General features: G+C 70.7%; 2 protein-coding genes. One reads left to right on the forward strand and one right to left on the reverse strand.

Annotated features, from left to right (window positions below; translation table 11 throughout):
• Positions 1–123: 123 nt before the first annotated feature.
• Complete coding sequence (gene asnB, locus HWX00_RS16505; protein ID WP_034189407.1) at positions 124–2,091, forward strand: asparagine synthase (glutamine-hydrolyzing); 1,968 nt, start codon at positions 124–126, stop codon at positions 2,089–2,091.
• A gap of 40 nt (positions 2,092–2,131) precedes the next feature.
• On the opposite strand, the gene HWX00_RS16510 is transcribed toward asnB, so the two are convergent.
• Positions 2,132–15,643 carry an LWXIA domain-containing protein gene (locus HWX00_RS16510; RefSeq protein WP_175029174.1) on the reverse strand — a complete coding sequence of 4,504 codons (13,512 nt, stop codon included), beginning with the start codon at positions 15,641–15,643 and terminating at the stop codon, positions 2,132–2,134.
• Positions 15,644–15,740 lie beyond the last annotated feature (97 nt).

Genomic DNA, 15,740 nt, shown 5'->3' on the forward strand with positions numbered 1-15,740 from the left:
GCGTTCACCAGTGAATTATTGCTGATTTATTTCTTCGTAATATGGCCCGACCGTCACGCCCGACGGCGGCCGCGAGTTTGCGCGGTACATGACGGAACAGGTCAACAGGGGCAGACAAATCAAATGTGCGGAATCGACGGCTTTCTGAATAGCGTCGCCTTCGATGAGGAGACAGCGCGCGGCACGCTCGCGCGAATGACGACGAGCCTCGCGCATCGCGGGCCGGACGGGCAGGGGATCTGGGTCGACCCGGAAGCCGGCATCGCGCTCGGCCACCGGCGACTTGCGATCCTCGACCTGTCGGTGCATGGCCGGCAGCCGATGGCATCCGCGTGCGGCCGCTACGTCATGGTCTTCAACGGCGAAATCTACAACCATCGCGAACTGCGCGCGGAGCTCGAGCGCGCGGGTCGCGCACCGGCGTGGCGCGGCCACTCCGACAGCGAGGTGCTGATCGCGGCGATCGTCGCGTGGGGTATCGAGGCAACGTTGCGCCGCGCGACCGGCATGTTCGCGTTCGCGCTGTGGAATCGCGCGTCGCGCGTGCTGACGCTCGCACGCGACCGGATCGGCGAGAAGCCGCTCTACTACGGCCGGATCGGCGACGCGCTGGTGTTCGCGTCCGAGCTGAAGGCGCTGCGCGGTTATCCGGGTTTCGACGGCGCGATCGATCGCGACGCGCTGTGCCTGTACCTGCGTCAGTCGAGCGTGCCTGCGCCTTACACGATCTATCGCGGCATCCACAAGCTGCCGCCCGGCACCTACATCCAGTTCGAGCATGCGCGCGACACGCCGCGCGTGCGGGCGTACTGGACGCTCGAGCAGACGATCGAGGCGGGCCGTGCGCAGCCGTTCGAGGGCAATGCCGACGAAGCCGTCGACCAGCTCGACGCGATCCTGCGCCGGGCCGTCGCGCGGCAGATGGAAGCGGACGTGCCGCTCGGCGCGTTCCTGTCGGGCGGCATCGATTCGTCGACGATCGTCGCGCTGATGCAGGCGCAATCGTCGACGCCGGTCGACACGTTTACGATCGGCTTCCACGAGGCCGGCTACGACGAAGCCGGTTACGCGAAGGCCGTCGCGCGCCACCTCGGCACACGCCATACCGAACTCTACGTGACGGCCGACCATGCGCTCGGCGTCGTCCCGAAGCTGCCGTCGATCTACGACGAGCCGTTCGCCGATGCGTCGCAAATCCCGACCTTCCTCGTGTCGGAACTGACGCGCCGGCACGTGAAGGTGAGCCTGTCCGGCGACGGCGGCGACGAGCTGTTCGGCGGCTATACGCGCTACTTCCTGACGCCGCGCCTGTGGCGCAAGCTGCACCGCGTGCCGGCGGCCGTGCGGGCGCGGATCGCGGCCGCGCTGCATGCGCTGCGGCCCGATCACGCGGACCAGCTCGCGGCCGTCGCGCAGGGCGCGTGGGGCGGCGTGGAGGCGCGCGACACGGCGACGCGCATCGGCGATCGCCTGCACAAGCTCGGCCACGTGATGACGGCCGAGAGCCGCATCGGGCTGTACCGGCTGCTGATGTCGTCGGTGCATCATCCCGAGCGGATCGCGCTGTCGGGGCAGGAGCCGCCGACGCCGCTCGACACGGTGTCGGCGTGGCCCGCGCACCTGAGCTTCGCCGAGCAGGCGATGGCGATCGACACGCTCACCTACCTGCCGACCGACATTCTCGCGAAAGTCGATCGCGCGGCGATGGCCGTGAGCCTCGAGACGCGCATGCCGTTCCTCGATCATCACGTCGTCGAATTCGCGTGGCGCGTGCCGGCGTCCGTGCGCTTGCCGGAAGGGCAGTCGAAGGCGCTGCTGCGCCGGCTGCTCGACCGGTACGTGCCGTCCGCGCTGATCGACCGGCCCAAGCAGGGCTTCTGCGCGCCCGTCGATCACTGGCTGCGCGGCGCGCTGCGCGACTGGGCCGAGGCGCTGCTGCGCCCGTCGCGGCTGCGCGAAGAAGGCTTCTTCGACGCGACCGCGGTCGAGCGGCTGTGGCGGCAGCACCAGACCGGCCGGATGAACTGGCAGCACCCGTTGTGGACGGTGCTGATGTTCCAGGCGTGGCTGGAACATCAGCGGGCGGCGTGATGCGGCGTGATATCGGCGCCCCGCGGACGGCGCGCCGATATCAGCCCACGATCAGCGGCGTGCCGACCGACAACTGGTTCGGATCGCGTGAAACCGACGGATTGAGCTGCAGGATCTCGTTGAGTGCGAGCATATCCTGCTTGCCGCGCGGCATCGCCTGCTGGTCGGCGCGCGACACGTGCGCGGCGTCGAGCAGCGACTGGCGATGCCGGTCGGCGATCACCCACAGCGAATCGCCGGCCACGACGATATAGGGCTGCGGCGACCCGGACGGTTGCGCGGTCGACGGCGTGGCGCTGGCCGACGGTGAAGCCGGCGCGGCAGGCGAGGTACCGGGCGACGCGGTCGCCGAAGCGCTCGGCGCGGCGCTGGCCGAAGGATGGGCCGAAGCGCTCGGCGACGCGCCGGGTGCGAGATGCGATTGCGACGAATTCGACTGATTCGACTGATTCGACGCGCCGGACCCCGAGCCGAAGAACGTCGTCCACAGACCTTCGATCAGCTTGTACGCGAACGCGCCGACCGGAATCAGCACGACGGCCGTGGGGATCTTCTTGATCAGCGGCGTCGCGTTCGGGAAATGCGTGTTCAGGCGCCCGCCGAGCAGCAGCGCGGTGGACACGCCGGTCGCGATGGCGAGATCGTAATGGCCGCCGCTCCACTGCACGCCGGTGCCGAGACCGCCGTACGCGACGGCCATGAAGTCGCTCGCCGAATCGGTGAAGCGCACGATGCGGCTGCGCTTGTCGGCATTCACGCGGTGCGCGCCGATCGTATAGACGAGCCCCGCGTACGTGGCACCCAACGCACCGCTCGCGATGGCGGCCGAGCCGTAGGCGAGATCGAACGCGCCGTGCGCGTGCACGACGCCGCTGATGCCGACCGCGAGCGTCGCGGTCGACGTGATCGCGGCGCCCGCGCGACCCGCGATCCCGAACAGGTGACGCGGGTTGCCGGTATGGAGCTGCTGCAGCGACGTGCCGCCGACGGTGCCCTGCATCTGCGCGAGCACGTCCGCGGCGAGCGCCTTGATGTGGGTGGTCGCGTCGTCGAAACTCATCAGCCCGACGCGATTCAGTTCGACGTACTGCGCGGCCAGCGTCCGCGCTTCGTTCGAGATTTGCTCCAGCTGGGCGCGCCGGTTCTGGCCGTAATCGTGCGCGCCCGAGCGCAACTGCCGCGACAGCGTCACTTCGAGCCGCGTGAGGACCGCCTGCGCGGCCTTCGGATCACCGGCCTGCAGGCTGCGCACCGCGCCCTGGTGCATGACCTGGAACACGCGGCCGAGACGCGAGCCCAGCAGGAACGACGACGTCGCGCTGCTCAGCATGTCGTGCCGCAGCACGTGCGTCGCACCGAGCGTATCGGCGATCACGAGCGCGCCCGCCCCGGTGACGAGCGAGCTGAAGCCGATCGACTTCCACAGCTCCGCCTTGCGGAACGACGGCCGGTGCACGCGCAGCGCGTTGATCTGCGCGAGCGCCTGCAGTTCCTCGATCATCTTGGCCTGTTTCGGGTTCGCCGCGATCTGCCGGCCGACGCTGATCGGCTTCGACGGATCGTTCTTCAGCGCTTCACGCTCGACCACCGACTGCCAGTAGGCGCGACTGTCGGCCAGCGGCCCGGCGGGATCGGCGCTCGTCACGACGGTGCCGCGTGCCGGCGCGCGGCCGCCGGCTTCCGCGAGCCAGCGTTCGCCGAAGCGGCGGGCGAGTTTTTCGGTGCGCGTGGCGGGCGGATGGTCGGCCGACGCCCACTGCGTCATCGCATGCTCGATCGTCGCCTTGCGCGCCTGGTTGACGAGCGCGGTCGTGTTGCGTTCGTACAGTTCGCTGCGCAGCGTCGCGAGCGCGTCGTCGGACAGGCCTTTCGACTTGCCGATGCGCGCGATTTCCGCGAACAGCACCTGCTGCTGGTTCGCGAACGCCTCGGGGCTCACCGGTTCGAAGACGCGCGTGAGCGCGTCGGCGCCGTGCAGCCGGGCGAACTTGCCGTGACGGTCGGTCTGGTAATAGTCGACGATCCGTTCCGCCAGCGCCCGCGTCAGGTCCTGGTTCGCGATGAAGTCGGTCCCGTGCGTGCCGTACGACAGCCCGACGTGCAGCCAGTCGATCGCCTTGCGGTCGAGCAGCGCATCGAGCAGCTCGACGTGGCCGGCGCCCGGCACCGGTTCGAGCACGGCGTCCCACCCGTGAAAGCTCAGCATCACGTTCGGCGCGGGTGCGCCGGGGTGATCGTGCGACCAGCGCTCGAACGATGTCATGAGCCGCGTGTATTCGGCGTAGCTGTCGTTGGTGCCGGCGATCGTGCGGCGGTCGTCCGCGGACACGAGCGGGCGGCCGGCCGCCGCTTCGAGACGAAGCTGGAAACCGTAGCGCGACGCCGCGGTGAGCCATTGGTGCAGATGCGCGATGTCGTCGAGCTCGAGCGTGCGCGTGGTGCCGTCCGGCGCCTCGCGCGTGATCGTCGCGTCGGCCTCGTTGTAGCGCGCGCCGATCGGGGAACCGAACTGGCGGGCGCGCCGGATGAACGCCGGGTCGTGCTTGCCGCCGCGCGCGGCCGCGAGCGTGTGCGGATCGACCGGAATCGACACCACCGGCATCGCGCCGCCATATTGGTCGATGTAGCGCACCGCGAGCGCCGGATCGTCGCGCAGGTTGAACGCACGTGCCATCGGTGCGACGCGGTCCTGGATCTCGGCCGGCGCGCGCACGAACGCCTGGATCGCGCGCTTGTCGATCATGCGTGCCGCGCTGTGGCGCGTGGCGTACGCCTGCATCCACTTCACGAACCGGTTGTGATCGCCGTGTGGATCGGCGACCGGCCCGCGCGACGGCATGCTCGACACCTCGCGCGCGAGACCAAGGGGGATGCCGAGCGCTTTCAGCATCGGTGCGTCGGCCAGGATCGTCTGCGGTTCGTCGGTCAGCGCGAGGCCGCCGGCATCGGGCTGGTTCCGGCGTGCGGCGACCGCCTTCACGCGGTCGACCGTCGGGAACCAGTCGGCCACCTTGGCGGCGCCGTAGCGCATCACCCATTCCGCGACCGTGCTCGAACCCAGGCTCGGCTGGTATGGCCGCAGCGTCAGCGGCTTGGCGGCCGGCGTTTTCGGCGGCTTCGGCGCGGCCGGCACGTTCGACGCATTCGACGCATTCGCGGCGCGGCGGCTGCGCCGGCCGCCCTTGCCGCGCAGCGCATTGCGCACCCGGCCGGCGGGGCGGGTCGTGCCGCCGCCCGCCGGCTGCGCGGCCTGCTGGGCGGCGGCGAGGTCGGCCTGCGCCGCTTTCACGCGATCGATCTGGCTGGCGATCTGCGTGCGGATCCAGCGCGTCGCGAGGTCGAACTTCGCCGGCAGCGCATCGAAATTCGATTTCTCGTCGAGCAACTGCGTGAGCCGTTGCGCAAGCGCGGCTTTCTGCGTGGCGGTCGCGCGCGGATCGAACGCATCGGGCGCGAGCGTCGACAGCAGGAAGTGCTGGTTCGCGCCGAACGGGCCGCGCCCGAGCGGCATCTCGTCGAGCGGGCGGCCCGCGTCCGGCCGGGCGCGCAATTGCTCGGCGTCGTCGTACCAGCGCGCGTTGCCGTCGCGGATCGCGATGATGCCGCGGCGCGCATGCAGCGATTCGGCGACCGGATGATCGGTCTCGTACACGTACACGTAGTGATCGCCGCGGATGGCCTTCAACTCCAGCGCGCGCATCAGATGCAGCGTGTTCGCACCGCTGAAGTCGATCGCGAGCTGTTCGCTGTCCGGGACGAGCTTCGGCGGCAGCAACGGACTGTCGGTGCCGTCGATCTCGGCGATCTTGCGGCGCACGCCGGGATCGGCCTTCGCGAGGCCGCGCTGCACGCGCGTGCCGAGTTTCTGCATCGGCGGCTTCTCGTCGCCGAGCGCCTTGCGCATCGCGGCCGGCGCGAAGCCGCCGTAGCGCTCGACCGTGTCGTGCGCGACGTCCGTCACGACGAATCGCACGCCGCGCCGGCCGCCGGACAGATTGCGCGCGCGCCGGCGGAACGCGGCGCCGAGATCGCGCGGTGCGATCGTCGCGTCGCCGAGCGAGGTCGACTCGTGATAGGTCCAGTCGTGCGCGGCGTTGCGCGTCGCGTAGCCGAGCACCTTGCCGGTTTCCTTGTCGATCGCGTAAAGCGTCGCGCCGTCGCCGGCCGCCTTCGCCGCCTGCTTCGGCCGGCGAAAACGCGGCGCGTCGGCGAGCGATTTCAGCGTCGTGACGACGCTCGCGTCGGGCGTCGCCGCCGCCTGTTCGGCTTCCCAGGTGCGGCCGTCGCTGCGCGCGGTGATCCGCGCGGCGCCGCCGTACTCGCGCAATTGCGCGAGCGACACGGGCGACACGTAGAAATCGACGTCCGCCCGTTGCGCGCCACCGTTGTCCTTCAGCGCGCGATAGACCGCGTCCGGGATCGGCGCGGCCGGATCGGCGGACGCCTTGTCGACGAACGTACCGTTGCCGTCGGTGCGCATGCTCGCGATGAACTTCGGCTGCGCATGGCGCGCCTCGACGGACGCGTCCGGCCGCGGTTCATGCTCGGCGATCAGCACGTGCGCATTCGTGCCGAACGCCTCCTTCATCTGCTGGAGCGACGCGAGCTGCGAACCGTCGATGCGGACCAGGTCGCGCTTGCCGTGCGACGCGAGGTGATCGAGCGCATGCCGGCGGCTCGCGGCGTCCGCCGTCGCGGCGGCGGCCGGCACGTTCGACGCCGGCTGCGGTGCGGGCGCCGGCATCTCGCGCGGCACGCCGCGCGCATGCATCGCGTCGGCCTGGTTCGCGTAGTACGCGCGATAGTTCATGTGGCCGGGCACGGACGGCGCGGCATCGCCGAAGGCGGCCGCGAGCCGGCGCAGCCCGGCTTCGTCGCCGGGCATCACGTGGTCGGCTTCCCGTGCGATCGCGTCGGGCAGGCGGGCGTCCCGGGCGATGTCGATGCCGCCGTCGTCGAGGATTTCGCGGCGCACCGCGAACGCGTTCGCCTGCGCGCGCGCTTCGGCCATCAGCGCACTGTCGGTCAGCGCCTCCGGCGACGAGCGATCGAGCGCGAGGCGGCGCGTGATCGTCTCGACCGCGTGCTGCGCTTCGTGGGCGAGCGTATAGACGAGCGTGCCGGTGCCGTGGAACTGCCCGTCGAGCACGATCCGCTGCTTCGCGGTATCGATCCGGCTGCCGCGCCCGGGCCGGCCCACCACGATTTGCCAGCCGGCCTCGCCGGCCAGCGCGACCTGCTGGCGCAACAGGCTCGAGCGGTCGATCAGCGCATGAGCGGCCTTCGGCAGCGGCGCGCCGCCGAAACGCATGCGGATGCGCGTGATGACGGACGGCTTCTGCACGAATGCGTCGGGCGGCAGGTGTTCGGCGATGCCCGGATGCGCGAGCTCGATCGCGCCGCGCGCGATGCCGTCCTCGAGCGTCACGCGCAGCGCGCCGATCTCGCGGACGATGCCTTCGACGTTCAGCTTCGGCGCATCGGTCATGACCGTCGACGGGTCGCTCAGGTAGAAGTCGCCGTGCGCGTCGAACACGCCTTCGAAGTCGTAGTACAGGCGGTGCCGCGCGGTGATGTCGCGCGCGCGGTCGAGCTGCGCGAATGCGTCGCGGGTGACGCGCGCCGGCAGCACGCCGGCCATCACGTCGTGGCTGCTCAGCGACGCGAACGGCGCGTACATCACGGCCACGCGATCGAAGGCCGCGAACGGGCCGCCGACCGTGAGCGTGCGCAGCCCGTGCGCGCGCAGCGCCGCGAGGCCTTCCTGTTCGAGGCGGATCGATTCGATGTGACCGAGGATCGCGCGATTGTCCGTGCCCAGGTAGAGGCCGATCGCATTGCGGCGGCCGAGCTCGAACACGGTCTTCTCGATGCCGGCGCCGGTTGCCGCGCCGGTGAAGCGCTCGACCGGCACGCGGGCGGCCGGATCGCCGCTGACGTGGACGCCGTTGCCGTCCACCTCGAGCGCGCCGAGGTCCGGGCGCAGGTGCGGCGCCGGATCGTAACGCAGCCACGCGTTCGTATGGCCGAGCCGTGCCTCGGCACCGAGCCCGACCGCGATCGTCGGCGGGGCGTAGACGGGGCGCTGCCAGACGTTCGCGAGCCACGCGGCGGCGTCGCGGCCGTTGCGTGCCGAGAGGATCACCGACGAGCCGGGCAGGCCGAGCACCGAGCGGTGCGCGAGCGTGACCTCGACCGGCGTGTATGGCCGGCCGTCCGGATCGACGAGGCGGCCTTGCGCGTCGGTGACGCCATGCACGATCACGATGCGGCCGTCGCGGTCGTAGGACAGCGGGCCCGAGCGGTCGAGCGTCAGTGCGTCGACGCCGGCTACCGGCTTGCCGTCGAACGGCGACGTCTTCACCGGACGGGCGCGCGACCATGCCGTTTCCTCGGCGAGCGTGGCGGCCGTGTCGCGCGGCGCCGGCATCGTGACCCCGGTACGCCGCGCGGCCTGCGCGTGGCGCCGATACAGCTCGCCGTAGGTCACGCCGCCGTCGAGCGACGTCGGGCTGTGCTCGAACGCGTCGGCGAGGCGCGCGAGCGAGGCCGCGTCGCCGGGCCGCGCGCGGCCGTATTCGTTGGCGATCGCCTCGGGCAGCGCGACGTGGCGGCCGATGTCGACGCCGAGGTTCGCCCGGATCTCGTCGCGCACCGCGAATGCGTTGACCTGCGCGCGCGCCTCGGCGAGCAGCGCGCTACGCACGTAACCCTGCGTCGAGCCGTAGTCGAGCCCGAGCGTGCCGGTCGCGGCCTCGAGCGCATGGCGGGCCTCGTGCGCGAGCACGTAGACCATCGATCCGGTCGACCGCAGGCCGCCGTCGATCGTGACGCGGCGCCGCCGCGTATCGATCTTGCTGCCGCCGCCGGGCTTGCCGCGCACGACTTTCCAGCCGGCGTCGGTGCCGAGCCGAAGCTGCTGAGACAGCAGGCTCGATGCGTCGATCAGCCGGTACGCTTCCTTCGGCAGCGGGGCGCCGCCGAAGCGCATCCGCACGCGCGTGATGACCGACGGTTTTTGCACGAACGCATCGGGCGGCGGCGTTTCGGCGAGCCGCGGATGCGCGAGTTCGATGTTGCCGCGCTCGAGGCCTTGCGTCAGCGCGCGCTCGATTACCGCGAGCCGCTGCAGCGCGGTGAAGTGCTCGCCCGCGCCCGTGCCGATCGGGCCGGGGTCGCTCAGCAGGAAATCGCCGCCGCGCGTGAAGAGGCCTTGCAGGTCGAAGCCGATGCCCGTGCGTTCGACGACTTCGCGAATCTGCCGGATATGCTCGAGCGCCGCGCGCGACACCACGCGCGGCAGCGCGCCCGTCTCGAAGCCGTAGCTGTGGAACACGCCCAGCGGCCGGTACAGCACGGCGACGCGGTTCAGCGCGGAGAACGGACCGTGCATCGTCACGGTCTTCAGGTCGTACGCGGCGAGATCGTCGAGTGCGATGCTCTCGTCGATCGCCGCTTCGATCTGGCGGGCTTCCGACGTATGCGGGCCGTGGTCGTAAACCGCGAGCGCGGCATCGTGGCCGAGCGCGAACACGGTTTTTTCGCCGCCGGCGCCGAGCAGTTCGCCGACGTGACGCTCGACGTCGATCCGCGCGGCCGGATTGCCCTCGACGTGCACGCCTTCGGCGTCGGCCGCCAGCGGCCCGAGATCGTGCGGTGCCGCGGGCGCCGGGTCGTAGCGGCGGAACACGCCGGTGTCGAGCAGCGCCGCGCGTTCGCCGACCGCGTGCGGGGGCGGCGCATACACCGGCCGTTGCCACAGGTTCGCGAGCTGCGAGGCAGCCGCATCGCCGCCGTGCTTCGCCGACAGCACGATCGAATAGCCGTCCTTGATCAGGAACGACGGCGCCTGGTCGAGCGCGTATTCATGCACGCTGGCCGGTTGTCCATCCGCGAGCAGCGTGCCGTCCGGCAACGTGTCGGCATGCAGCATCAGCACGCCTTCGTCCTGCAGCATCGTGAAGTGGCGGCTGCGCGCTGCTTGGAGGTCGGCCGCGGCAGGCACGGGCCCGTCGCCGAACGGCGACGCATAGTCGGCATGCGCGCGGCTCCAGGCGACGCGTTCGTCGAAGCTGCGCACGCCGCGCGGCGCGTCGGCGGTCTCGTGCGTTTGCGGCGCGGGCATCCGGCGCGGGATGCCGCCGCGGCGCTTCTGGCGCGACCACACGTCGTCGTAGAAGTCGCGGTAGGTCTCGCCGTCGCGGCCCGATACGGGCGCATCCGCGAATGCGTCGACGAGGCGTCCGACCGTGCCCGCGTAGTCGTGCGACGGCGCGCGCCACGCGGCGCCTTCGCGCTCGATCGCGTCGGGCAGGCGCACATGCGCGGCAATGTCGCCGCCGCCCGCGAGCTTGATTTCGTAGCGTGCCTCGAACGCGTTGATCTGCGCGCGCGCCTCGGCTTCGAGCGCCTTGCGCGTGAAGCGGCTGCGGTTGCCGTAGTCGAGATTCAGCACACCGGCCATCGCCTCGACCGCATGGCGCGCTTCGTGCGCGAGCGTATATGTGATGCTGCCCGGATGCTGGAGCGCGCCGTCTATCGTCACGCGACGCTTGCGCGGGTCGATGCGGCTGCCGCCGCCGCGCTTGCCGAGCGTCACGCGCCAGCCGGCGTCCTGCAGCATGCGCAGTTGGGTGGCGAGCGTGCCCGACTGCATCGCGAGCGCCTGTGCGGCTTCGGGCAGCGCCGCGCCGCCGAAGCGCATCTGCATCCGCGTGACCCAGCCCGGCTTCGATGCGCCGGGGTCGGGCGGGGCGGTCTCGGTCGTTTCGGGGTGCGCGGCGGCGAGGCCGATGTCGTCGTTCGCTGCGGCGCGACGTTCGCCGCCGGTCGGTGCGCGTGCGGTCTGGTCGCCCGCGTCGTCGATCGCGCGCGTGCCGCGGTCGGCCGCGGCCGTTTCCCGCTCCGCGTTCCGCTCGGGCGCACCGGGGCGTTCCGGCTTGACGAGCACGAGCACGCGGTTCGGCGCGCTGAACACGCCGTCGAGCGCCTTGACCGGCTCGGGCGGCGCGGCCGTACGGGGCATCGCCGGTTCGTTCGGGCCGCGCTTGCCGGCCAGCACGATCACCGTGTCGTCGCCGGCAGCCGGGCGGGGCGATGCCGGTGGCGTTTCGTCGGCCGCGGCCGCGCCCGGCAAGCCGGTTTCGGCGGCCGTGGTTTCCGGCGCGGGATCGAAACGCAGCACGCGTGCGTCGGCGCGCAGCTGGCCGTCGGCGCCGAACGCGTCGGGTGCGGCGGCGTAGACGGGCTTCTGCCAGCGGTTCGCGAGTTCGGGCGCCAGTGCCGCGTCATGTTCGCCCGCGACGACGATCACCGGCTCGTCGAGATCCTGCGGGCGCAACGCGGACGGCCGTGCGCCAGGCGCGTCCTGCGCCATACGGTCGCGCACGACATAGACGGTGCGGTCGCCGACCTCCAGCGGTTCGGCGCTCGGCCCGCGCGGGACCGCGACGGCGGCCGGATCGCGCGCGGCCGGCCGAGCGGCCGGCGCTTCGTCCGTCAGGTCGACGATTTTCACGTTGACGCGCGGCGGCGAGCCATCCGTCTTCGTTCGCGTGCCGCCGCCGGCGGGTTCCTCGAGGTCGGCGGGCCGCGTGCGCAACGCCTGCGCGTCCTCGCTGCGCCGGTCGTTGCGCGCGGCCGACGTGCGGTCCAGTTCGGTTTCGTCGTGCTGCTGATCGACGCGCGCGCGTTCCTGGCTCGCGCGCTGGGTGCTGCGGGCGTTGTTCGCCGTGCTGGCCGTTTCGCTTTCGGCGGCCGTCTGCGCGAGGCTGCGCGGCGCCTGCGCGTCGGCGCCGCTTGCCTGCCGGATCGCTTCGCTCGTCTGCGCAAGGGTGTGATCGAGCAGTTCGAGCCGCGTCTTCGGGACGACGTTCGGCGTCGTGGTCATCTCGCCGTCCGGGCCGAACGACAGGCGCTCGCCGGTTCCCGTCACGTCGTCGATGCGCGTGCCGTTGGTCCATTCCTTCGGCGAGGCCGACACGACGGACAGCGTGCCGTCCTCGCCGAGCACCACCGATTTGCCGGGCGGCATCTGCTTGCTCGACGTCTTGTCGAGCACGCGGATCGGTTGGTTGTCGTAGGTCAGGATCTTGTCGCCGACCATCAGCATGCCGTCGGGCGACACCTTCACGGCTTCCCCGTCGAGCGTCGCCCGGGTGCGGCCGTAGGCGAGCGACGACACGTCGCCCTTGTTCAGGATCCGGCCGAGCATCTGGCTGTCGACCGTGACGGTGTCGCCGTCGGCCCCGCGGATCGGCACCGGCCGGCCGGTGTGCGTGCGCACCGACGTCACCGCGCGTTCCTTGAGGCCACCGGCGGCCATCAGCGCGACGTTGGTGATCCCGGACTTGAGCTGCTCGCCGGCCGCCTTCGTGTCGCCCTTGACGAAATAGTCGTAGCCCGCTTCGCCGAACGCCTCGACCGCGCCGCCCACGCCCGTCACGACCGCGGTGGCGCGCGCGCCGGTGGTAAGCACCGATGCGACCTTCGGCGTGCGCGTGAGCGCCGTGACCGCGCGCGTGAACAGCTTGCTGCCGGCGAGCTTCGCGGCGCCCGCCGCGCCCATCGGCACGAGGTTGATGAAGTCGGCCCGTGCGCCCGCGTCGGTAAACGGATTGAGACTGCGCCCGTGGTCGGCACGGTTGGCCAGATCGAGGCCCGCGCTCGTCATCGTCGCGCCGATCGCCGTGTACATCATCCCCGCGCCGAGGATGTTCAGCGGCACGCCGACGATCGCGCCGATGCCGGTGCCGTCGAGCAGCGTGCCGAGACCTTTGAGCGCCATCCCGCCGACCATCATGCCGATGTTCAGGCCCGTGCTGGTCAGCGTGTTCAGGAAACTGTCGAAGCCGCTTTCGTGATGCGCGGCCTTCGACACGAGCTGCAGCGAGCCGTCCGCGTTGTGACCGGTCGCGATGTCGACGGTGCCGTCCTTCGACAGCTCGTTGTTGTCGATGTAGTCGTTGATGTCGTTGTAGGTGCTCGCCGTCTCGTCGACGTATTGCGTGCCGTCCTTGCCGCTGACCTTGAACAGCGCGCTGGTGGTCATGCCGGCATCCTTGGCGGCGTAGACCATCGGCAGCACGTTGACCTGCGTCGTCGCACCGCCGCCGATCGACAGCAGCTTGTCGCGCACGCTGTTGATCGTCGACAGCTTGTCCTTGTCGGTGTAGCGCGCGACATCGTCTTTCGTCGGCGATACGGGATCCGAACCATCGCTCGACGATGCCGTGTTCGGCACGTCGGGCTGCATGCCGAGCGCGACGCCGATCAGGTTGCGCTGCTCGTTGTCGGTCAGCTTGCCGAACGCGATCGTATCGCCGTTCTGCGTGCTCGCGCTCGCCGCGTCGAGCAGCGAGTTCGACAGCTCGCCGCGGTGCGCCTCGTAGAAGTCGTGCAGCGCCTTCTTGTAGTCGTTGCCGGCGTCAGAGTCGGGCGCCGCATAGCGCAGCCGCTCGTCGAGTCCCGCGTCGAATTGATCCATCAACACCTGCTGATGCGACGTCTCGCTCAGCAGTTGCAGACGTTGCACCGCATTGTCGGCCTGCGTGACGGCCGCCTTCGCCTTGTCGAGCGGGTCCTGGTAAAGGTTGGGCCGCGGCATCGACGGCGCCGGAATCATGTCGTCGCCCGCGACGGTGCGAAAACGCATCGGCGGCGGATTCGCGGCTGCCCAGTCGTCGTACTGCTTCTGCACCGACGCGAGCGTGCTCTTCGCCTGCGTCTGCTGGATGCGCGCCTGCGACAGCGCGAGCTGGGTCGCGCGCTCGTTGACCGAATCCGACATGCGGCCGTCGGCCGCGCGGATCGCGCCCGCGACGGTCTGCATGCGCTTCACGTCGAGCATCGTCGGGCCGGCCTGCGCGGCGGACGGGCCCGACGACTGCGGCAGCAGGAACGGGCTGTCGAGCAGCGGCGACGCGGGCAGCGACGCTGCGCCGTTGGACCCGGGCAACGTCGGCGGGGCCAGCGGCGATGCGCTCGGCAGCGGCGGCGTGCCGGAGGGGGCGGCCGACGTCGCCGTCGACAACGACGATGCGGGCAGCCCCGGCAGGCCGTTCGCGGTCGACAGCGACGGCGTCAGCAGCGGCGGTTGAAGCCTCGGCTTCGTGAATATCGATTGCGCGTTCACCTGCGCCTTGATCTGCGATGCCTGATCGTCGTACTGCTGCGCGAGCGTCGCACCGTACGCGACGACGAAACCGTCGTGCGCGATGCTTGCCTGCTGCTTCGCCTGATCGAGCTTCGCATACGCATCGCCGAGGTCCATATCGACCTGCGGATCCTTGATCATCGCGTGCGGATTGTCCTTGTGCCACGCGTTGGATGCGTCCAGCTTCTTCGTATAGTCGGCCTGCAGCGCGTCGACCTGCCGCTGCGCGGACAGCATCTGCAGATAACCGCCGCTCGTGTTCGCGGCCGTCTGCGCGCGGGCGAGCGCGGTCTTCGCGTCCGACACCGCATTCGCGACGACCACCGTCGGTCCTTCCTTGCCGCTGGCCGAATCGTAGCGCTGCTGCGCGTTCGTGAGCGCCAGGCTGTCGTTGGCCGCGCCGTACGCGGCGTTCGCGTAGTTCGCATCCTTCGCGGCGGACGTGACCGCCTGCTGCGCGGCATCCTGCGAAGCGGGGGCGTCGGGCATCGTGACCTGCAGTTCCAGCGGCTGCAGCGCATCGTTCAGCCGCCCGACGCCCGCATCGAGCGCGGCCTTGTAGTCCGGATCGGCGAGGTACGACTGGAACTGCGTATACGCGAGGTTGGAATTCGCGACGTCCGCGAAGTATTTCGACGCGCCCACGGCCGCCTTCGCGCTGGCGGTCTGCCAGTCGTCGTAGAGCCGGATCTGCAGCGGATTCTTGCAGTCGCCCGGCTGCGGTACCCAGTTCGGATCGTTCGCATGATCGGGGAAGGCGGCCAGCAGCGTCTTGAACTGCTGGTCGGCCGCGTGCTGCGCGTCGCCGGCGTCCGTCACCTTGCCGGAATCGTCGATCTTCATCCCGGCCGGCATGTCGGCGTTCGCCTGTTCGCCGTACAGGATCATGTAGCCGGCGTCGGTGGTCACGTTCAGCTCGCGCTGCGCGGTGTCGGCCGCCGTGCGCGCCTTCGCGTAGTCGGCCTGCGCGGTCTTGCGGTCGTCGGCCGTCGACTCGGGATCGCGGTTGACCAGGTGCAGCACGTTCTGCGCGCCCTGCAGCGTCTGCGATGCGTTGTCGTAGTTCGTCTGCGCGTCCTGGATCGCTTTCTGCACCGCGCGCGTCTTGTCGTTCTCGACGGTGATGTCGGGCGGCGGCGCCGTATATTGCGCGGCCATGTTCTGGATCAGCGACGTCGCGGACTGGATCTCGGCGTTGGTCGGCTTCGACGGATCGGTGGCCAGCGATGCGGTGACGGGAATCGGCGGGGCGATGCTCGGGCTCGCGGGCCCGGCGGCCGGATCGTCCTTTTTCGGCGGCGGAGGCGGCGGGGGCGGCGGTGCGACGACCGGATTCAGCGTTTCCGACAGGAAGCGCTGCCAGTTGACACCCAGTCCCACTCCGTCGATCAACAGCATGCTCGTCTCCGTTGAACCGCCCAATGCGCGGCACGCGCGGCGCCCTGCGCGCCGCAACGTGATCGTTCGAGTGTACGGACGCCCCCGGCGACGGGAA

The sequence above is a fragment of the Burkholderia seminalis DSM 23518 genome (assembly GCF_902832885.1).
Taxonomy (GTDB): Bacteria; Pseudomonadota; Gammaproteobacteria; order Burkholderiales; family Burkholderiaceae; genus Burkholderia; species Burkholderia seminalis.